General features: G+C 73.5%; 14 protein-coding genes. 3 read left to right on the top strand and 11 right to left on the bottom strand.

Annotated features, from left to right (window positions below; translation table 11 throughout):
- Positions 1-165: 165 nt before the first annotated feature.
- Positions 166-891, top strand: coding sequence for a class I SAM-dependent methyltransferase (locus ACFZCF_RS05895; protein WP_391284924.1), 726 nt, complete (start codon positions 166-168; stop codon positions 889-891).
- 98 nt (positions 892-989) lie between these two features.
- Here the strand turns inward: ACFZCF_RS05895 and ftsH are convergent, their stop codons facing one another.
- From ftsH to ACFZCF_RS05925, 6 genes are all read right to left on the bottom strand, one after another.
- Positions 990-2,951, bottom strand: coding sequence for an ATP-dependent zinc metalloprotease FtsH (ftsH, locus tag ACFZCF_RS05900; RefSeq protein WP_388435793.1), 1,962 nt, complete (start codon positions 2,949-2,951; stop codon positions 990-992).
- A 167-nt stretch (positions 2,952-3,118) separates the two neighbouring features.
- Positions 3,119-4,672: a signal recognition particle protein gene (gene ffh / locus ACFZCF_RS05905; protein WP_388435796.1), complete on the bottom strand. Its 1,554-nt coding sequence runs from the start codon at positions 4,670-4,672 to the stop codon at positions 3,119-3,121.
- A 103-nt stretch (positions 4,673-4,775) separates the two neighbouring features.
- Positions 4,776-7,163 (bottom strand): [protein-PII] uridylyltransferase, encoded by a 2,388-nt coding sequence (locus ACFZCF_RS05910; RefSeq protein WP_391285963.1) that lies wholly within the window; start codon positions 7,161-7,163, stop codon positions 4,776-4,778.
- 177 nt (positions 7,164-7,340) lie between these two features.
- Positions 7,341-7,679 carry a P-II family nitrogen regulator gene (locus ACFZCF_RS05915; RefSeq protein ID WP_015036464.1) on the bottom strand — a complete coding sequence of 113 codons (339 nt, stop codon included), beginning with the start codon at positions 7,677-7,679 and terminating at the stop codon, positions 7,341-7,343.
- A complete protein-coding gene (locus tag ACFZCF_RS05920) occupies positions 7,676-9,022 on the bottom strand; it encodes an ammonium transporter (protein ID WP_391284928.1) in 1,347 nt (448 codons plus the stop codon). Before ACFZCF_RS05920 ends, ACFZCF_RS05915 begins: the two co-directional genes overlap by 4 nt.
- A gap of 390 nt (positions 9,023-9,412) precedes the next feature.
- On the bottom strand, positions 9,413-10,885 hold the full coding sequence (locus tag ACFZCF_RS05925) for a hypothetical protein (RefSeq protein ID WP_388435805.1): 1,473 nt from the start codon (positions 10,883-10,885) through the stop codon (positions 9,413-9,415).
- Between the two features lie 438 nt (positions 10,886-11,323).
- Between ACFZCF_RS05925 and ACFZCF_RS05930 the strand changes: the two genes are divergently transcribed.
- Complete coding sequence (locus ACFZCF_RS05930) at positions 11,324-11,977, top strand: bifunctional DNA primase/polymerase (protein WP_388435808.1); 654 nt, start codon at positions 11,324-11,326, stop codon at positions 11,975-11,977.
- Positions 11,978-12,085: 108 nt separating this feature from the next.
- Here ACFZCF_RS05930 and ftsY read toward each other — a convergent pair whose 3' ends face one another.
- The 5 genes from ftsY to ACFZCF_RS05955 all read right to left on the bottom strand — a co-directional run bounded on the left by ftsY (position 12,086) and on the right by ACFZCF_RS05955 (position 19,876).
- On the bottom strand, positions 12,086-13,312 hold the full coding sequence (ftsY, locus tag ACFZCF_RS05935; RefSeq protein ID WP_388435810.1) for a signal recognition particle-docking protein FtsY: 1,227 nt from the start codon (positions 13,310-13,312) through the stop codon (positions 12,086-12,088).
- 361 nt (positions 13,313-13,673) lie between these two features.
- Complete coding sequence (locus tag ACFZCF_RS05940; RefSeq protein WP_388435813.1) at positions 13,674-15,104, bottom strand: sugar porter family MFS transporter; 1,431 nt, start codon at positions 15,102-15,104, stop codon at positions 13,674-13,676.
- A 105-nt stretch (positions 15,105-15,209) separates the two neighbouring features.
- Positions 15,210-18,755, bottom strand: coding sequence for a chromosome segregation protein SMC (gene smc, locus ACFZCF_RS05945; RefSeq protein WP_391284932.1), 3,546 nt, complete (start codon positions 18,753-18,755; stop codon positions 15,210-15,212).
- 203 nt (positions 18,756-18,958) lie between these two features.
- Entirely contained in the window at positions 18,959-19,174 is a 216-nt protein-coding gene (locus ACFZCF_RS05950; RefSeq protein WP_388435819.1) for a hypothetical protein, read from the bottom strand.
- Between the two features lie 420 nt (positions 19,175-19,594).
- Positions 19,595-19,876, bottom strand: coding sequence for an acylphosphatase (locus tag ACFZCF_RS05955; protein ID WP_365074714.1), 282 nt, complete (start codon positions 19,874-19,876; stop codon positions 19,595-19,597).
- A 236-nt stretch (positions 19,877-20,112) separates the two neighbouring features.
- Here ACFZCF_RS05955 and ACFZCF_RS05960 point away from each other — a divergent pair, with 236 nt between their 5' ends.
- Positions 20,113-21,099: a CAP domain-containing protein gene (locus ACFZCF_RS05960; protein WP_391284935.1), complete on the top strand. Its 987-nt coding sequence runs from the start codon at positions 20,113-20,115 to the stop codon at positions 21,097-21,099.
- The last annotated feature ends 28 nt before the right edge of the window (positions 21,100-21,127 follow it).

Genomic DNA, 21,127 nt, shown 5'->3' on the forward strand with positions numbered 1-21,127 from the left:
CGGTGCCCGAGTTCGGGCACCGGCCCCCCTCTTCGACGCCGTCCTTTCCGAGGGTGTGGCCCGAACTCGCCCCCGGTCGTCCGGCCCGAGCACTGGACGCCGGACCCGAAGCGCAGTTCCCTGGCTACGGGGGGCTGTCGTCCGGCACGGATTGGGGCCTGATCCATGACACCTACGCTCGTCCCGCACCACCCCGCGCGCGATTGGGCCGAGATCCAGGAACGGATGCTCGTCCCGCTCTACGAGGCGGTCCACGAACGCCTCGGCGTGGGCCCCGGGACCCGCCTGCTCGACCTGGACTGCGGGACCGGCCTGGCGCTGCTGATGGCGGTGGCCAGGGGCGCCCGGGCCACGGGGGCGGAGGCGGACCACGCGCGCGTGGAACTGGCCAGAACCCGTCTGCCCGACTCCGTCACGGTGACTTCCGGAGTGCCGGAGGACGGCCCGTACGACGTGATCACCGCCTTCCACGCGGCCGACCGGACGGCCTTCGGGCCGGACGGGCTCACCCGGGCGGCGCAGCGGGGCACGGCGGTCGTGCTGGCGGGCTGGGGGCCGCCGGAGCGGTGCGCGACGGAGCCGCTGCTGCGGCTCGCGGACCGGCTGGCGGACCGGCGCCCCTCGCCCCGTGCCGACCTGGGCGCGCTCGCGGTCGGGGCCGGGCTGCGGCCGGTGGGCGACGGCCGGGTCGCCTGTCCCTTCGGGTACGCGGACGAGGGCAGCGCGGTGCGCGGGCTGCTCTCCACCGGCATCTTCGACGCGGCCGTGCGGGCGTCCGACCCCTCCCGGGTGGAGAAGGAGATCGGGGAGGCCCTGACCCCGTACCGGCGGCCCGACGGCACGGTGTGGATGCCGAACGTCTTCCGGTACGTCATCGCGCGCGTGCCGTAGGCCGCCCCGCCGGCCACCGCCCCGCCGACCTGCCGCCCCGACCCACGCCCTGCCGACCCACCGTCCTGCTGCCCCGCCACCCCGCCGCCCCGGAGGTCTCAGGCGGGCGGGCGCTCGGGGCGGGGGCCGACGCCGGGTTCGGGGGCGTTCGGGTCGGGGCGTTCGATGCCGGCGGCGCGGTAGGCGGCCTCCTCCTCCAGGGTCTCGTCGGCGAGGAGGGCGGTGGAGAGGGCGTCGAGCCTGTCGCGGTGCTCGTTCAGGAGGCGTACGGCGTCCTCGTAGCACTCGTCGACGATCCGGCGCATCTCGGCGTCGACGGTGTCGAGGGTCGAGGGGGCGGCGGAGAGGCCGTACGCCTGCTGGGCGTCGCTCGGGATGGCGGTGAGGCGGCCGACGGTCTCGCTCATGCCCCAGCGGCCGACCATGCCCCGGGCGATGGCGGTGACCTGTTCGAGGTCGCTCTCGGCGCCGGTGGTGATGACGCCGAAGACGACCTGCTCGGCCGCCATGCCGCCGAGGGCACCGATGATCCGGCCGCGCAGGTACTCCTCCGTGTAGGCGTATCTGTCGGCGTCGGGCGTGGAGAGCGTGACGCCGAGGGCGCGGCCGCGCGGCACGATGGTGATCTTGCGGACGGGGTCGGCGCCGGGCTGGAGCATGCCGAGGAGGGCGTGGCCGCTCTCGTGGTAGGCGGTGCGGCGGCGCTCCTCCTCGGGCATGACGAGGGGGCGTTCGGCGCCGAGCTGGACCTTCTCCAGGGCGTCGGAGAGGTCGGACTGGGTGACGGCCCGCTGTTCGCGCTTGACGGCGAGGAGCGCGGCCTCGTTGGCGAGGTTGGCGAGTTCGGCGCCGGTCATGCCGGGGGTGGTGCGGGCGACCTGTTCCAGGTCGACGTCCTTGGCGAGCGGGATCTGCCGGGTGTGGATCCGGAGGATGGCCTCGCGGCCGCCGCGGTCGGGCGGGTTGACGTGCACGATCCGGTCGAAGCGGCCGGGGCGGGTGAGGGCGGGGTCGAGGACGTCGGCGCGGTTGGTGGCGGCGAGGACGATGACGCCTTCGGAGCCGGTGAAGCCGTCCATCTCGGTGAGGATCTGGTTGAGCGTCTGTTCGCGCTCGTCGTGGCCGCCCATGCCGGAGCCGCCGCCGCGGGCCCGGCCGATGGTGTCGATCTCGTCGATGAAGATGATCGCGGGGGCGACCTTGCGGGCCTCGGCGAAGAGTTCGCGGACGCGGGAGGCGCCGACGCCGACGATCATCTCGATGAACTCGGAGGCGGAGGCGGAGAAGAACGGCACCCCGGCCTCGCCCGCGACGGCCCGCGCGAGGAGGGTCTTGCCGGTGCCGGGCGGGCCGGCGAGGAGGACGCCGCGGGGCATCTTGGCGCCCATCGCCCGGTAGGCCTGCGGGTTCTTCAGGAAGTCGACGACGTCGTTGAGTTCGCCCTCGACCTCGTCGATGCCGGCGACGTCGGCGAAGGTGGTGCGCTTGCCGCCCTCCACCTCGACCGGTTTCGGCGGCTGCTTGCGGCCGAGCATCCCGCCGGCTCCGCCCATGCCGGCGCTCATCCGGCGGGCGATGAAGACCCAGAGGAGGACGAGGAGGAGCATCGGGGCGAGGGAGAGCAGCAGATTGGCGAGGAAGGAACGTTCCTGCACGACGGGCTCGGCGGTGACGGTGACCTTCTGTCTGGTCAGCTGCGCCCACAGGTCGTCGTCGGCGAAGGCGGGCCGCTGGGTCTGGAACTTGGTGTAGTCGCCCTCGCCGTCGGGCACGGGCTGCTTCTCCTTCAGCTGCCCCTGGATGGCGTCGCCCTTGGAGTAGATCTTGGTGACGTTCCCGGCGGCGACCTGCTTGTCGAACTCCGTGTACGAGATCGTCGGACCGTCGCCCTCGTTGAAGAACGACAGCACGATGTTGGTGATCAGGTACACGGCGAGGGCGGTCAGGACGAGGCTGCCCCAGCCGCCCGGCATCCGCTTCTTCGGCGACGGGGGCGGCGGCGCCCCCTCCGAGCGCCAGGGCTGATCGGTCCGGTCGCGCGGCGGTACGGGGTTGGCCACTGGGCTCTCCTCGGGGCGGCAGTGGCCCCAGTATCGGAGAAGCGGATCAAGGCGGCATTCCGGATGGTCCGGGCGGACGAAAAGGGGCCCGAACCGGTTTCGTACCACCGAAACCGGTCCGGGCCCCTCGACGGCTGGGGTCAGCCCATGGACTTCTCGGAGTCGGGTCAGCCCATGAACTTCTTGAACTCGTCCGGCAGCTCGAAGTCCTGCGGGACCTGACCGGCGCCCGGCAGCCCGAAGGCGCCGCCCTGCTGGGCCTGCTCCCGCTTCTGCTGCGCGGCCTGCTCCTCGGCCTTCCGCTTCATCGGGTTACCGCTCTTGCGCTTGCCCTTGGCCTGCTTGATCTGCTTCTTCTGCCGGCCGGGGCCACCGCCCATGCCCGGGATGCCGGGCATGCCGGGCATCCCGCCTCCCTGGGCCATGCGGGACATCATCTTGCGGGCCTCGAAGAACCGCTCGACCAGGCCCTTCACGGCGCTGACCTCGACGCCGGAACCCTTGGCGATACGGGCGCGGCGGGAGCCGTTGATGATGGTCGGGTCCTGGCGCTCCGCCGGGGTCATCGACTTGATGATGGCCGCGGTGCGGTCCACGTCCCGCTCGTCGATGTTGGCGATCTGCTCCTTCATCTGGCCCATGCCGGGCAGCATGCCGAGGAGCTTGCTGATGGAGCCCATCTTGCGGACCTGCTCCATCTGGGCGAGGAAGTCGTCCAGGGTGAAGTCCTGGCCCTTCTTCGACGCGAGCTTCGAGGCCATCTTGGCGGCCTCTTCCTCGTCGAAGGTCTGCTGGGCCTTCTCGATGAGCGACAGCATGTCGCCCATGCCGAGGATGCGGGACGCCATGCGGTCCGGGTGGAACGCGTCGAAGTCGTCCAGCTTCTCGCCGTTGGAGGCGAACATGATCTGCTTGCCGGTGACGTGCGCGATCGAGAGCGCGGCACCACCGCGGGCGTCGCCGTCGAGCTTGGAGAGCACGACGCCGTCGAAGCCGACGCCGTCGCGGAAGGCCTCGGCGGTGTTGACCGCGTCCTGACCGATCATGGCGTCGACGACGAAGAGGATCTCGTCGGGACTGACGGCGTCGCGGATGTCCGCGGCCTGCTGCATCAGCTCCTGGTCGATGCCGAGACGGCCGGCGGTGTCGACGATGACGACGTCGTACAGCTTGGTGCGCGCGTACTCGATCGAGTCCTTGGCGACCTGGACCGGGTCGCCGACGCCGTTGCCCGGCTGCGGGCCGTAGAAGGCGACGCCGGCGCGGTCGGCGACGACCGAGAGCTGGTTGACGGCGTTGGGGCGCTGGAGGTCGCAGGCGACGAGCAGCGGCGAGTGGCCCTGCCCCTTCAGCCAGAGGCCGAGCTTTCCGGCGAGGGTGGTCTTACCGGCACCCTGGAGACCGGCGAGCATGATCACGGTCGGCGCGGTCTTGGCGAACCGCAGCCTGCGGGTCTCACCGCCGAGGATCGAGACCAGCTCGTCGTTGACGATCTTGATGACCTGCTGCGAGGGGTTCAGCGCCTTGGAGACCTCGGCGCCGAGGGCCCGCTCCTTGACGTTCTTGATGAACGCGCGGACGACCGGCAGGGCGACGTCGGCCTCGAGGAGGGCGATACGGATTTCCCGGGCCGCGCTGTCGATGTCCTGCTCGGAGAGGCGGCCTTTGCCCCGGAGGGACTTGAAAGTCGCGCTGAGGCGGTCGGAAAGCGTATCGAACACGGTGGTCGCGATCCTCGGGTCGGGGCGGATGGTCGCCACCCAGGGTATCCGGCCCCGGGACGGCCCTGGCCGTGCCCGTCGGATTGGGCGGGCGAGGCCCTCGTCACGCCAGTGCCGCCTCCAGGGCCCGGGCCAGGTCGATCGCCTCCTCGTCCGGGAGGAGGGAGCCGTCGGGGCGGGTCACGTAGAGGGTGTCGACGGCGTTGGCGCCGAGCGTGGAGACGTGGGCGCTGCGGACCCGTACCGCCGCTCCCTCCAGGGCGCGGCCGATCCGGTGGAGCAGGCCGGGGGCGTCCTGGGCGCGGACCTCCAGGACGGTGGCGAGGCGGGACTCGGCGGGGGCGACGGTGACGCGCGGTGGCGGCGCCTGGACGCCGCGGCGGCGCGGGTAGGCGGCCTCGCGCTCGGCGAGCCGGGCGGGGATGTCGAGGGAGCCGTCGAGGGCCCGCAGCAGGTCGGCGCGGAGCCGGTGGCCCTGGGGCAGGGAGCCGTACTCGGCGGCCACCCGCCAGTCGAGGACGAGGACCGGGCCGGGGCCCGTGCCGATGTCGTCGGGGAGGTCCACGGCGCGCAGGTCGGCGGCGCGGACGGTGAGGCGGTGGAGGGCGAGGACGCCGGCGACGGCGGGCAGGACGCCGGGCTGGTCGGGGAGGGCGATGACGAGTTCGACGCCGACGGGTTCGGGTTCGTCGGGGTCGAGGGGCTGCTCGTCGCGGGTGTGGAGGGTGAGGGCGGGTTCCCCGGTGCGCAGGGCCTCGACGGCGAGCCGTTCCTGCTCGGCGCTGGGGGCGGCGGCCTCGGGGTCGGGCAGCGGCTCGCCGGCCAGGACGCCGGAGACCCGCTTGACGAGGTCGGCGACGAGGGAGGCGCGCCAGGCGGACCAGGCGGCGGGACCGGTCGCGAGGGCGTCGGCCTCGGTGAGGGCGTGGAGGAGTTCGAGGGTGCCGACGGTGCCGACGGCGGCGGCGACGGCCTGGACGGTGGCGGGGTCGTCGAGGTCGCGGCGGGTGGCGGTCTCGACGAGGAGGAGGTGGTGGCGGACGAGGGTGGCGACCGTCGCGGTGTCGGTGCGGTCGAAGCCGACGCGGGCGGCGAGGTCGCGAGCGATGGTCTCGCCGGCGACGGAGTGGTCGCCGGGCCAGCCCTTGCCGATGTCGTGGAGGAGGGCGGCGACGAGGAGGAGGTCGGGGCGGCCGACGCGGCGGGTGAGGGAGGCGGCGCGGACGGCGGTCTCGACGAGATGGCGGTCGACGGTCCAGGTGTGCACGGGGTTGCGCTGGGGGCGGTGGCGGACGCGTTCCCAGTCGGGCAGGAGGCGGGTGACGAGCCCTTCGGCCTCCAGGGCCTCCCAGACGGGGACGGCGGGGGCGCCGGCGCCGAGGAGGGTCACCAGGGCCTCGCGGGCCTCGGCGGGCCAGGGCACGGGCAGCGGCCGGGCGGTGGCGGCGAGCCGGCGGACGGCGTGCGGGGAGAGCGGGAGGCCGTGCTGGGCGGCCGCGGCGGCGGCGCGGAGCGGGAGCGCGGGGTCGCGTTCGGGCCGCGCGGAGAGGGCGAGGACGGCTTCGCCGTCCATCTCGACGACGCCCTCGGCGAGCGGGGTCCGCTCGGCGGGGGCCTTCTGCGGGGACCGGCCGCCGAGGAGGGTCCGGAGCCGGGGGCGGGCCGAGCGGGCCTTGAGGACGCGGCCCACCTCGCGCCAGGTGACGTCGGAGGCGTACGTGACGGTGCCGGCGGCCTCGTACACGCCGCGGAGCAGGGTGTCGGCGTCGAGGAGGCCGAGTTCCCCGGCGACGGCGTCCTGTTCCTGCAGGGCGAGGCGGTCGGTGGCGCGCCCGGTGGCGAGGTGGAGGGCGTCGCGGGCGTCGAGGAGGCGGCGGCGGGCGGTGTCGAGGCCGTCGCGGGGGGCGTCGGCGAGCCAGGAGGCGGCGACGGCGCGCAGTGCCTGGGCGTCGCGGAGGCCGCCGCGGGCCTCCTTGAGGTCGGGTTCGAGGAGGAAGCGGAGTTCGCCGGAGCGTTCGGCGCGGTCGCGGCAGAGCTCGGCGAGTTCCGGGAGGCGGCGGACGGCCTGGTTGCGCCAGTCGGCGAGGACGGTGGAGCGCAGCGCGGAGGCGAGGGCGGTGTCGCCGGCGAGCGGCCGGGCGTCGAGGAGGCCGAGGTGGACCTTGAGGTCGTCGGCGGCGGTGGCGCGGGCCTGGGCGGGGGTGCGGACGGAGTGGTCGAGGGCGAGGCCGAGGTCCCAGACCGGGTACCAGAGGCGGTCGGCGAGGGCGGCGATCGCCTCCTTGGGCGCGGTGCCGTCGTGGAGCAGGAGGAGGTCGAGGTCGCTGCGCGGGGAGAGTTCGGCGCGGCCGTAGCCGCCGACGGCGACGAGGGCGACCCCGCGGGGCGGGGCGGCGGCGGCGAAGAGGCCGGCGAGCCAGTCGTCGGTGAGGCGGGCGAGGGCGGTACGGCGCTCGGGGCCGGCCGGCGTCCTCTCCTGGAGGAGCCGCAGCCGGGCCGCCGCGTAGCCCCCTGCGTCGGGTTCCCGGCCCGGCCCGGCCGGGAGGGACCCGCGCCCCTGCTCGTCGGTCGTGTCCTGGGGTTCGAGGGTGGTCACCGGCGGCTCCTTCTTCGCGGACGGGGCTGCGGGAAGGGCCCGGCGGACCGGTGGGTCCGCCGGGCCGTGCGGCTAGAGCGCGTCGGGTCCGCGCTCGCCCGTGCGGACGCGGACGGCGGTCTCGACGGGGACGCTCCACACCTTTCCGTCACCGATCTTGCCGGTGCGGGCGGCCTTCACGACGACGTCGATGAGCTGTTCGGCGTCCTCGTCCTCGACCAGGACCTCGATGCGGATCTTGGGGACGAGGTCGACGGTGTACTCGGCGCCCCGGTAGACCTCGGTGTGGCCGCGCTGGCGTCCGTACCCGCTGGCCTCGGTGACGGTGAGGCCGTGGACCCCGAAGGCCTGGAGGGCCTCCTTGATCTCGTCGAGCCGGTGCGGCTTCACGACCGCGGTGATGAGCTTCATGCGTCCACCTTCTTGTTCTCCGTGGCAACCGGCGCGGTGACGGCGGTGGAGCGCCCGGAGGCGCCGCCGCCGACCCCGCTGAAGTCGTAGGCGGTCTCGGCGTGCTCGACCTGGTCGATGCCGGAGACCTCGTCGTCCTCGCCGACCCGCATGCCCATGGTCTTGTCGATGATCAGGGCGAGGATCGCGGAGACGACCAGAGAGTAGGCGAGGACGGCGAGGACGCCGACGGCCTGCTTGCCGAGCTGCTCCAGGCCGCCGCCGTAGAAGAGGCCCTTGGCGTCGGACTGGACGCCGCCGGTGGCGAAGAAGCCGACGAGGAGGGAGCCGAGGACGCCGCCGACGAGGTGGACGCCGACGACGTCGAGGGAGTCGTCGTAGCCGAACCTGTACTTGAGGCCGACGGCCATGGCGCAGACGACGCCGGCGATGGCTCCGATGGCGATGGCGCCGAGCGGGGAGCAGGAGCCGCCGGCGGGGGTGATGGCGACGAGGCCGGCGACGGCGCCGGAGGCCGCGCCGAGGGTGGTGAAGGCGCCGTGCCGGATCTTCTCGTAGAAGAGCCAGGCGAGCATGGCGGCGGCGGTGGCGACCTGGGTGTTGACGAACATGACGGCGCCGACGCCGTCGTCGTTGCCGAGCCACGAGCCGGCGTTGAAGCCGAACCAGCCGAACCAGAGGAGGCCGGCGCCGAGCATGACCAGCGGGAGGCTGTGGGGGCGCATCGGGTCCTTCTTGAAGCCGACGCGCTTGCCGATGACGAGGATGACGCCGAGGGCCGCGGCGCCGGCGTTGATGTGGACCGCCGTGCCGCCCGCGAAGTCGATGACGCCCATCTCGAAGAGCCAGCCGCCGGCGCCCCACACCCAGTGGGCGACGGGGAAGTAGACGACGGTGACCCAGAGCGTGACGAAGAGGGCCCAGGCGGTGAACTTGACCCGGTCGGCGAGGGCGCCGCTGATCAGGGCCGGGGTGAGGACGGCGAACATGAGCTGGAAGACGGCGAAGACGTACACCGGGATGGTGTAGCCGTCCCAGAGCTCGGTGACGCCGATGCCGCTGAGGCCGAGGTAGTCGGAGGACCAGCCGACGAGGCCGCCGGAGTCGGTGCCGAAGGCGACGCTGAAGCCGAAGAGCACCCACAGGACCGTGACGATCCCGAGGCTGATGAAGCTCATCATCAGCATGTTGAGGGTGGACTTGACGCGGACCATGCCTCCGTAGAAGAAGGCGAGGGCCGGGGTCATCAGCATGACCAGGGCGGAGCAGATGAGCATGAACCCGGTGTTGGCGGCGGACAGCGCGGGGGCGTCTGCTGCCAGGGTCGTGATGGCTGGTGCCATCGGCGTCTCCTCGTCGTCGGATGCGGCCTGTGCGGGGCGGGGCCGGCGGTGAGCGGCGGCCTGAGGGGTGGCCGGTTATGCGCCAGAGATTCGCGCAGCGCGGTTTCCGACGATGCCGCTCGATGTTTCGGCGCAGTGACGAAGGACGGGGGTGTGTTACGTGACCGTGAACGGCCGGGTCGCGGGCGGGCGACGGGCGTACTCTCCGGCGGTGCCGGGCGGGCGGCGCCGCGAGCCGGCCCGATCCGGTGGGTCCGCCCCCGGGGCCTTCAGGGACGCGGACCGGCCGCGTCGGCGTCCGGGTGTCCTGTGCGGCGGGGGAGCCGGTCGGGCAGTTCGGGACGTCCGGCGCGGCCGGGGTCGTGGGGCTCTCGGGAGCGGGTGGCGCGGTCAGACGGCCTCGGCGGACTCGGGCAGGAGCAGGGTGAGCCGGTCGGTGAGGTCGACGACTTCGGCGACGTCGCCGAAGTCGCGGGCGGCGGTGTCGACGGTCTTGCGGAGCCGGTTGTTGACCCGCTCGGAGCGGATGGAGCGGGCGACCCCGAGGGCCTTCTCGGCGAGGACGACGGACTGCTCGGGTTCCCGCTTGAGCAGGTGGACGGTGGCCATGCCGATGAGGTTGAGGGCGTACGAGCGCTGGTGGTCGGGGTCCTTCTCGAAGAGCTCGACGGCCCGTTCCATGACGGGCTCGGCCAGCGAGGCGTAGCTCGGGGAGCGTCCGGCGACGTAGGCGAGGTCGCGGTAGGAGTGGGAGTTCTCGCCGTTGAGCTCGGCCTCGGTGAAGAAGCGGATCCAGTCGGGCTCGGGGCCGCCTTCGAAGGTGGCGTCGGCGAAGGTGTCCTCGGCCATCCGGACGGCCCGCTTGCACTTGGAGGGCTGGCCCATGTTGGCGTAGGCGCGGGCCTCCATCGCATACAGCATGGCCTGGGTGCGGGGGGTGGCGCAGTCGCGGCTGCCGTACTGGGCCAGATGGATGAGTTCGAGGGCGTCGTCGGGGCGGCCGAGGTGGATCATCTGCCGGCTCATGGAGGAGAGGATGTACGAGCCGAGCGGCTTGTCGCCGGCCTCCTTGGCGGCGTGCAGGGCGAGGACGAAGTACTTCTGGGCGGTGGGCTGGAGGCCCACGTCGTAGCTCATCCACCCGGCGAGTTCGGCGAGTTCGGCGGCGACGGTGAAGAGGCGTTTGGCGGTGGCGGCCGGCTGGGACTCCTGGAGGAGGTCGGTGACCTCGTGGAGCTGGCCGACGACGGCCTTGCGGCGCAGTCCGCCGCCGCACTGGGCGTCCCACTTGCGGAACATGGCGGTGGTGGATTCGAGGAGGTCGAGCTCGATGGCGGAGAGCCGGCGGGGGCGGCCGCCGGGCGCCTGTTCGGCGGGGGCCGGTTCGCCGGCGGGGGTGGGGACCAGCCAGCGCTGCATGGGCTCGATGAGGGCGGGTCCCGCGGCGAGCTGGAGCGAGGAGCCGAGGAAGCCGCGCCGGGCGAGCATGAGGTCGCTGCGGGAGAACTCGCTGAGCAGGGTGACGGTCTGCGGTCCGGCCCAGGGGAGGTCGACGCCGGAGACGGAGGGCGTCTGGTGGGCGGTGCGCAGTCCGAGGTCCTCGATGGCGACGACGGAGCCGAAGCGCTCGGAGAACAGCTCGGAGAGGATGCGCGGGATGGGTTCGCGGGGCTGTTCGCCGTCGAGCCAGCGGCGGACGCGGGAGGTGTCGGTGGAGATGTGGTGGGCGCCCATCTGGCGGGCCCTGCGGTTGACCTGACGGGCCAGTTCGCCCTTGGACCAGCCGCTGCGCACGAACCACGAGCCGAGCCGCTCGTTGGGGCGCTTGCCGGCAGTCGTACCGTCTGTGCCGTTGCCGCCCACTGGAACGCCCCCATCCACCTGATTGCCTGTCGTGCGAACCCCTATCAGAATGCCGCGTCCCGCGGCTCCCCGCTCGGTGTTCCGACTCCTTCGAACGGGAAACCGGCTTGCCTCCGGCATACCCACCCGCGCACGCCCCTCAGGGGCTTCGGGTACCGAAAGTAATCCTACGATCACCCCTGCCGTGAGCGCGTCACAAGAAACGCCACCATTCGCCACCCCTTCGAATGAACTCGCCGGGGGCTGCGCACGATTCACTTGACATGCGACGAACCGGAGTCGGCGGACGGAAGCGCGAAGAGGCGCGCGCCCCCGTGCGCACCACCCCGCGCACGTCCATGCGCCACCCTGGGCGACGAGCCCGGGCGTGTCGTGACGGACAGTGATGGGAGTGTTCCGGCTCGTAACCACCGGCGCGTCCGACCCGTTGGAGGGGGCATGGGCTTCACGATCGGCGGCATTCGTGAGATGCGGTCCGGCTCACGTCGCCGCGCACGCACCACCGAGTGCACAGCGGTGGCCGAGTACACCGGACTCTGGGGCTGGGACGTCCAGCCCGGCGCGCTGGCCGCCGGCGGCCAGTGCTCCTGCGGCGACCGGGCCTGTACGGCCCCGGGCGCGCATCCCCTCTCCTTCGCGCCGCCTGTCCCGGCGGGCGCGGGCCTCGACGACGCGACCAAGGCGTGGTCGGAGTACCCGGGCGCGGCGCTGCTGCTGCCGGTGGGCCGCGCCTTCGACGTGATCGACGTGGCCGAGGCGGCGGGCCGGCGGGCGCTGGTCCGGATGGAGCGGATGGGGCTGCCGCTGGGCCCGGTCTGCGCGACGCCGACGGGCCGGGCGCAGTTCTTCGTCGCGCCTGGCGCGGCGGAGGAGCTGCCGCGGCTGCTGTACCGGATGGGCTGGGACGACGCGGACCTGGACCTGCACTGCCTGGGGCCCGGCAGTCACATCACCGCTCCCCCGTCGCAGCTGGGCGGGCTCGGCCCGGTGCGCTGGCTGCGGCCGCCGACGCTGGACACGGCCGGAGCGCCGCCGCAGGCCCGGCTGCTGCTCGGCACCTTGGCGTACATGTGCCATCGCACGCACGGCTAGCCGTGGTCCGGCGGGCGCGGCGCACGGCCGGCCGTGGCCCTGCGGGCACGAGGAGGGCCCCCGCTCCGGGACGGAGCGGGGGCCCTTCCGCCGGGGCCGGTACGCGGGTCAGTCGCCGATGAGGGCGTCGACGAAGGCGGCCGGCTCGAACGGGGCCAGGTCGTCAGGGCCCTCGCCGAGGCCGACGAGCTTGACCGGGACGCCCAGCTCGCGCTGGACGGCGACGACGATGCCGCCCTTGGCGGTGCCGTCCAGCTTGGTCAGGACGATGCCGGTGATGTCGACGACCTCGGCGAAGACGCGGGCCTGGATGAGGCCGTTCTGGCCGGTGGTGGCGTCGAGGACGAGGAGGATCTCGTCGAGCGGGCCGTGCTTCTCGACGACGCGCTTGACCTTGCCGAGCTCGTCCATGAGGCCGGTCTTGGTGTGCAGGCGGCCGGCGGTGTCGATGAGGACGACGTCGGCCTTCTCGGCGATGCCCTCCTTGACCGCGTCGTAGGCGATCGAGGCGGGGTCGCCGCCCTCGGGGCCGCGGATGGTGCGGGCACCGACTCGGTCGCCCCAGGTCTGGAGCTGGTCGGCGGCGGCGGCGCGGAAGGTGTCGGCGGCGCCGAGGACGACCGACCGGCCGTCGGCGACGAGGACGCGGGCGAGCTTGCCGGTGGTGGTGGTCTTGCCGGTGCCGTTGACGCCGACGACCATGACGACGCCGGGGACGTCCTCGGGGCTCTCGGTGCGGACGGTGCGGTCGTAGTCGCCGAGGAGGGCGATCAGTTCCTCGCGGAGCAGGCCGCGCAGCTCGTCGGGGGTGCGGGTGCCGAGCACCCTGACGCGCTCGCGGAGTCGCTCGACCAGTTCCTGGGTGGGGGCGACGCCGACGTCGGCGGTGAGGAGGGTCTCCTCGATCTCCTCCCAGGTGTCCTCGTCGAGGTGCTCGCGGGAGAGCAGGGTCAGCAGGCCCTTGCCCAGCGAGTTCTGGGAGCGGGCGAGTCGGGCCCGGAGGCGGACGAGGCGTCCGGCGGTGGGCTCGGGCACCTCGATCTCGGGCGCGGGGGGCGCCTCGGGGACGACCGGGTCCTCGACGGCGGCGGGGGTCTCGACCGCCTCCTCGGCGGTCGGGAGGCCGACCTCCTCGACGGTGCGGCGTGGTTCTTCCCGCGGTGTCTCCGCCTCGTCGCCGACGTGCGGCTCGGCGGGCGGAGCGGTGATGGTCGGCGTGGTGGACGGCGGTTCGGCCGGCGGCAGCTGCTTCTTCTTGCGGCCGCTGATCACGAGCCCGCTGGTCACGGCGACCGCGACGACCAGAGCGATGACTACAGCAAGGATGAGTTCCATAACGTCATCCAGTATCGGCCACGACCCGCCCGGTGACGCCGTACGCACGCGGTGTGGGTCGCGGGTCACGGGCGTGCCGGAACCGTTTTCATCTGACGCTCTGTCAGCTAGGGTCGCCCCTCGCCGGCAGCCCACCCGCGGAGGGGACCCCCACCTGCCGGACCTGGCGGCGTACTACCGGGCGCGGTGCGCGGAGTACGGCACCGAGGGCCGGACGATGATGCCGGGTCCGGTGACCCCGCTGCTGCGTGGGGGGACCCCAGTGCGGCGGTATGCCGGTGGAGGAGGGGTGGCGGTGCCTGCGCCTGTTCTGCGACCAGGTGCTGCCCCGCCTGAGCGCCTGAGACGGGTGCGGCGGCCGTCAGCCCATCTCCTCCAGGGCCTTGCCCTTGGTCTCCTTGACGAACCTGAGCACGAAGGGGATCGAGAGGACGGCGAAGACCGTGTAGATGACGTAGGTGCCGGAGAGGCTCCAGTCGGACAGGGACGGGAAGCTGGCGGTGATGGCCCAGTTGGCGATCCACTGGGCGGAGGCGGCGACGCCGAGGGCGGCGGCGCGGATCCGGTTGGGGAACATCTCGCCGAGGAAGACCCAGACGACCACGCCCCAGGAGAGGGCGAAGAAGAGCACGAAGACGTGGGCGGCGACGAGCGCCACGACGCCCTGGGTCTCCGGGAGCTTGCCGTCGACGAGGTCGGCGGAGAAGGCCCAAGCCTCGAAGGCCAGCGCGATCGCCATGCCGATGGAGCCGACGAGGGCGAGCGGCTTGCGGCCGACGCGGTCGACCAGGACCATCGCGATCACGGTGCCGATGATGTTGATGATCGAGGTGGTGAAGGAGTAGAAGAACGAGCTCGACGGGTCGATGCCGACGGACTGCCAGAGCGTCGCGGAGTAGTAGAAGGCGACGTTGATGCCGACGAGCTGCTGGAAGACGGAGAGGCCGATGCCGACCCAGACGATCGGCAGCAGGCGGAAGCGGCTGCCGGGGGCGAACAGGTCCTTGAAGGTGGACTTGTGCTCGCGACGCATGGCCAGCTCGATCTCGGCGACCCGGTGGTCGAGGTTCACGCCCTTCCCCTCGACCTCGGCGAGGACCGCCTTGGCCCGGTCGGTCTTCCCGACGGAGATGAGGAAGCGGGGGGACTCCGGGATGGCGAAGGAGAGCAGCCCGTAGAGGAGGGCGGGGACGACCATCACGCCGAGCATCCACTGCCAGGCCTCCAGGCCGCCGATCTCGCCGCGCTGGTCGCCGTCGGCGAGCTGGAGGATGCCGTAGTTGACGAGCTGGGAGATGGCGATGCCGATGACGATGGCGGCCTGCTGGAAGGAGCCGAGGCGGCCGCGGTAGGCGGCGGGGGCGACCTCGGCGATGTAGGCGGGGCCGATGACGGAGGCCATGCCGATGGCGAAGCCGCCGACGATCCGCCAGAAGGCCAGGTCCCAGAGGGCGAAGGGGAGGGCGGAGCCGACGGCGCTGACGGTGAAGAGCACGGCGGAGATCTGCATGCAGCGGATGCGGCCGATGCGGTCGGCGATCCGGCCGGCGGTCGCGGCGCCGATCGCGCAGCCGATCAGGGCGATGGCGATGACCTGCGCGAGGGTCGCGGAGCCGATGTCGTACCGGTCGCGGATGGCTTCGACGGCGCCGTTGATGACGGAGCTGTCGTAGCCGAAGAGGAATCCGCCCATGGCGGCGGAGGCGGTGATGAAGATGACGTGGCCGAGGTGGTCCGGGTGCGCCGCCCGGCCTTCGGACGGGGGCGGCGGAGCCTGCTCGGTGCTGGTCACATGGACTCCTCGGGGTGCGGTGCTGCGGTCCTCTTCCCGGGTGGCCGGGAGGCTTCCGGTTACCCAGGATTTCCAGTGGCGCACACCTTCCGTCCCGCCACCACTTCAGCGGAGCCGCTGGCTGATGACCTTCGAGACGCCGTCGCCCTGCATGGAGACGCCGTACAGCGCGTCGGCGACCTCCATCGTCCGCTTCTGGTGGGTGATCACGATGAGCTGCGAGGACTCCTGGAGCTCCCGCATGATCCCGATGAGCCGCTGGAGGTTGGTGTCGTCGAGGGCCGCCTCGACCTCGTCCATGACGTAGAAGGGGCTGGGGCGGGCCTTGAAGATGGAGACGAGGAGGGCGACGGCGGTCAGCGAGCGCTCGCCGCCGGAGAGCAGCGAGAGCCGCTTGACCTTCTTGCCGGGCGGCCGGGCCTCGACGTCGACGCCGGTGGTGAGCATGTTGTCGGGGTCGGTCAGCACGAGCCGGCCCTCGCCGCCGGGGAAGAGGCGGGAGAAGACGCCCTCGAACTCACGGGCGGTGTCGTGGTACGCCTCGGTGAAGACCTGCTCGACCCGCTGGTCGACCTCCTTGACGACCTGGAGGAGGTCGGCGCGGGTCTTCTTCAGGTCCTCCAGCTGTTCGGAGAGGAAGCGGTGGCGGTCCTCCAGGGCGGCGAACTCCTCCAGGGCCAGCGGGTTGACCTTGCCGAGCTGCTGGAAGGCGCGCTCGGCCGCTTTCAGTCGCTTCTCCTGCTCCGAACGGATGAAGGGGCGGGGCTGGTTGCGGGGGTCGTCCGGGTCCTCGGGGAGGGTCTCGCCCTCGGCGGGCGGCGACGGCGGGACGAGTTGGTCGGGGCCGTACTCGGCGGTGAGCGCGCCCGACTCGACGCCGAACTCCTCCAGCGCCTTCGCCTCCAGCTGTTCGATCCGCAGCCGCTTCTCGGCGCCCAGGACCTCGCCGCGGTGGACGGAGTCGGTGAGCTTGTCCAGCTCGGTCTTGAGCTCGCGGCCGCGGGTGCGGGCGGCGGCGAGGCGCTGCTCGCGGTCGGCGCGGGCCGCGGCGGCCGCGGCGCGCTCGCGCTCGGCGCGCTCCAGGGAGACCTCGGCGTGGGCGAGGAGGGTACGGGCTCCGCCGGCGACGGCGCGGGCGACGCGGGCCTCGTGGTGGAGGCGGGCGCGGCGCTGCTCGGCACGCGCGCGTGCCTCGCGTTCGGCGCGGGCGGCCCGGTCGAGGGAGTCGGCGCGGCCGGCCAGGCCCTTGACCCGTTCCTCGTGGGTGCGGACCTGGAGGCGGGCCTCCATCTCGGTCTGGCGGGCCTGGGAGCCGTCGAGGGCGAGCCGATCGCGGACGGAGGTGTCGGGCTCCTCCTCCGCGGGGGCCTCCTCGGCGACGAGGAGCCGTTCGGCGAGTTCCTCGGCCTCCGCGCCGGCGCGTTCCAGTGCCTCCTGGGCGCGGGCGACGGCTGCGGCGGTCCGCTCGGCCTCGCCGGCCGCTCCCCTGGCCTGGCCGGCGAGCCGGCCGAGGGCCTGGGCGACGGCCGCCTTCTCCTTCTCCGCGCTGCGCCGGAGGACGTCGAGCTCGTCGGCCCGGGCGGCGGCGGCCCGGCGGTGCCCGGCGGCCTCCTCCTTGGCGCGGGCCGTCTCCTCGCAGCGGACGGTGAGTTCGGCGAGCTCGGCGGCGGCCTCGTCGACCTGGGCCTGGACTTCGAGGAGGCTGGGGGCGCCGGCGGAGCCGCCCTGGGCGTGGTGGGCGCCGAGCAGGTCGCCCTCGGCGGTGACGGCGGTGAGGCGGGGGTGGGCGCGGACGAGTTCCAGGGCCTCGTCGAGGCCGTGGACGACGACGGTGCCGTCGAGCAGCCGGCGGACGGCGGCGACGAGACCGGCGGGGCCGGTGACGAGTCCCGCGGCGGGCACAGCCCCCGGGGGCAGGGGTGCGGGGTCGTCCTCGTGGTCGGCGGCCAGGAGCAGGGTGGCGCGGCCGGCGTCCTGTTTGCGGAGCAGGCGGAGGGCCTCGACGGCGGCGGCGGGGCCTTCGGCGGCGAGGGCGTCGGCGGCGGCGCCGAGCGCGGCGGCGACGGGGACCTCGTAGCCGGGGGTGACGGTGAGGAGTTCGGCGGCGGGGCCGAGGATCCCGGCGAGTCCCGCGGAGAGCAGGGCGCCGGTGCCGTCCTTGCGGCGCAGGCCGAGGGCGAGGGTGTCGTGCCGGGCGCGGGCCGCGGCCCGGCGGCTCTCGGCGTCGGCGGCGGCCTCGCGGGCGGCGCCCAGCGCGGCCTCCGCGTCGGCGAGGGCCCGGCGGGCCTCCTCGTACCGCTCGCCGTGGGCGGCGTCGGCGGCGTCGAGTCCGTCGACCTCGGCCTTGAGCCGCTCGTACTCCTCCCGCGCGGTGACGGCCCGGTCGGCGGCCTCGTCGCGGGCGGCGGCGAGGCGGTCGATCTCGGCCTGGGCGGCGGCGGCGCGGGAGCGGGCGGCGTTGACCTGGCCGTGCAGCCGGGCGAGGCCCTCGCGGCGGTCGGCGAGGGCGCGGTCGGCGTCCTTGAGGCGGCGCTCCTCGGCGGCGAGGGCCCGCTCCAGCGCGGCCCGGTGGTCGACGGCGTCCTCCAGGGCCCGTTCGGCGGCCTCCAGGGCGGCCTCCAGCTCGGCCTCCTGGAGGCGGACGCGGGCGGCCTCGCGCTCCAGGTCCTCGGGGTCGCGGCCGCGCCGCTCCTCGGCGGGGGCGTCGGTGGCGCTCTTCACGCGCGCGTCGGCGAGGGAGATCGTGCCGCGGACGCGCTCGGCGAGCTGGGAGAGGGCGTACCAGCTCTGCTGGGCGCGCTCCAGGCGCGGGGCGAGGGCGCGGACCTCGGCCTCCAGGGCGGCCTCGTGGGCGAGGGCGGCGCGCAGTTCCTCCTCGGTGGCCTCCTTGCGGGCCAGGAGGGCGGCCTCGTCGGCGAGTTCGGCGTCCAGGGCGCGCCGGTGGCGGACGAGGTCGTCGGCGAGGAGGCGGAGCCGGGCGTCGCGGAGGTCGGCCTGGATGACGACGGCGCGGCGGGCGACGGCGGCCTGCCGGCCGAGCGGCTTGAGCCGGCGGCGCAGTTCGTCGGTGAGGTCCTGCACGCGCGCGAGGTTGGCGCGCATCGCGTCGAGCTTCCGCAGCGCCTTCTCCTTGCGCTTGCGGTGCTTGAGGACGCCGGCGGCCTCCTCGATGAAGGCGCGCCGGCCCATGGGGTCGGCGTGCAGCACCGAGTCGAGCTGTCCCTGGCCGACGATGACGTGCATCTCGCGGCCGATGCCGGAGTCGGAGAGGAGGTCCTGGATGTCGAGGAGCCGGCAGGTGTCGCCGTTGATCTGGTACTCGCTGCTGCCGCCCCGGAACATGATCCGGGTGATCGTCACCTCGGCGTAGTCGATCGGCAGGGCGCCGTCGGAGTTGTCGATGGTGAGCGAGACCTCGGCGCGGCCGAGCGGTGGCCGCCCGGTGGTGCCGGCGAAGATGACGTCCTCCATCTTGCCGCCGCGCAGCGACTTGGCGCCCTGTTCGCCCATGACCCAGGAGAGGGCGTCGACGACGTTGGACTTGCCGGAGCCGTTGGGGCCGACGACGCAGGTGATTCCCGGTTCGAACCTCAGCGTGGTGGCGGAGGCGAACGACTTGAATCCGCGGAGCGTCAAGGCCTTGAGGTGCACCCACGGGACTCTACCCGGGGTGTCGCGTTTCGCCCGTGATCGCGCAGGGCAGACCCTCGGGTGAGAAGTGCCGTGACGAGGGTGTACTGGGGCGACACGCGGGGGCGGGTCGCCGGGGGCACGAGGGGGTTCAGAAAAGAAGGGACGCCGGAGCGTCCCTTGCCTATTCAGCTGTTCTCACCTGAGCCCGTCGGACATGGGTGTCAGGTGAGCGCAGGCTCCGCCTGGGGTACGTCGAGGTCGATGCGGTCGAGCAGCGACTCTCCCTGCTGAGCGGCGGCAGCGTTGAGCGCGTCGTTCTCGCTCTGGATCCGAACGAGCTCGGATTCCAGATCCTGGACGCGCTGCTGAAGCCGTCGCATCTCGGCGAGGAGTCGCGGGTCGGAGCCGCCGACGTAACCGAGAAGCGCCTTTGCCATGATGAGTGGTCCTCCACACTGAGTGACCGACCGATTGCGGTGTGGGTCGTGAGGGATGGATTCGCACCCGCGGTGCTCGGCAGTACCTGAGTCGTGCCGGTTTCTACTGCCACACAGCTAAGGTGCGCGGGGCTTCCAGAGTCTCACCAAAAAGTTTGACGGTCAACACGATCACGCCCCGACGGGCGTGGCGGACGGGGAGTTCGCAGCCGCGACGCGGGCGGCGGCGCCTCTCGACCCGTGCGCTCCGGGGCGTGGTGATGATCCTTACCAGGGAAGCCTTTCACGGGTGCCGAAACTTGGCAACCACCAGGCAGGACGCTCGTTCACCCGCGTTCACCGGCGCGAAACCGGCCCCCGGTCCCGGGCCCGTCGAGGGGGCGTCCGGAGGGGGCCGGCGGAGGGGTCGGGCGCGCGGGCTCAGCGGATGGCGAAGCCGTCGTATCCGCCGCGGGGTGTGCCCCATATCTCGGTGACACCGTCCACGCGGCCGGGCGTGTCCCCCGTCCGCAGCCACTCCAGCAGACGGTGGCAATGGTCACTCGGGCCCTCGGCCACGACCTGCACCCGGCCGTCGTCGAGGTTCAGGGCGAAGCCGGTGAGGCCGCCGATCTCCAGAGCGTTTGCCCTGGTGAACCAGCGGAAGCCCACTCCCTGTACCCGTCCGCGTACCCAGGCGGTCATCCGTACATCGTCACTCATGGCTGCACGCTAGCGGGCGGATTGCCCGAAGAGCACGTCACGGCGGCTTCCCATGGCGTACAGTCCCACGGAATGCGCCTCACCCACACGGGTGCACACCGCTCGGCCGTCCGCACGGAGCGTCACGCTCCGCGGGAATCCATGCCGAAAGCAAAGGGCGCAAAGATCCAGTAGCGAAGATCCAGCAGCGGGGATCCCTCGGGATCCCGCACAGCCAGCTCAGGGAGGCAGGGCAGATGGGACGCCACCGTCGCTCCGGCGCCGCGCCCGCCGAGGCAGACTACGCGACCGGCACCGACCGCGGTCACGGGGGTACCCGCCGCAAGCGTCGCCGCCCGGTCCGCACCGGACTGATCGGCGCCTCGGCGGCCGTCGTCGTCGGCGCCGCCGCCGTCGCGGTCGCCGCCCCGGGGATCCTCCCCGGCGGCGAGAAGCTCACGGCGGGCGACGCCGGCGGCAGCCGACCCGCCGCCGCGGAGACCCGGCGGACCCCCGAGCTGACCACCCAGGGCGGGGCGACCCGCACCCCGGCCGGGGCCTCGACGGCCACCGGCGGCACGGGCGGCACGAGCGGCACGGGCGAGGCCACCCGGAGCGCGAGGAAGTCCGCCGCCCCGGCCTCCCCCGAGGCCACGCCCACCCCCACGAAGACCGCGGCCCCCTCCCCCGCGCCGTCCAGGACGCGCACCGCGAAGGCCCCCGCGCCCGCCACCACCCCGGCGAAGCCGAAGCCGTCGAAGACGGCGAAGGCCCCGGCCGCCACCCAGGCCGCCCCGGCCCCCACCCGCACGACGCGGGCCCCGGTCGAGGAGACGGCCGCGCCGGCCGGCTCCACCGCGGACCGCGCGGACGCGGCCGAGGCCGAGGTGCTGCGCCTGGTGAACGCCGAGCGCGCGAAGGTCGGCTGCTCCGCGGTCCAGCCCTCGGCGGGTCTGGCCCGGCTCGCCGGCGCCTTCAGCGCCGACATGGCCGCCCGGAACTTCTTCGACCACACCGACCCCGACGGCGCCACTCCCTGGTCGCGCGCCCAGGCGGCCGGCATCACCAGCCTCGGCGCCGAGAACATAGCCCGCGGCCAGGTCGACGCGACCGCCGTGATGGTCTCCTGGATGAACAGCGACGGTCACCGCGCCAACATCCTCAACTGCGACTTCACCAGCCTCGGCGTCGGCGTCCACTTCGCCGACGGCGGCCCGTGGTGGACGCAGGACTTCGGCTACTGAACCCGCCGCCCCCACGGTTACCGTGGGG

It is taken from the genome of Streptomyces sp. NPDC007945 (assembly GCF_042958885.1).
Taxonomy (GTDB): Bacteria; Actinomycetota; Actinomycetes; order Streptomycetales; family Streptomycetaceae; genus Streptomyces.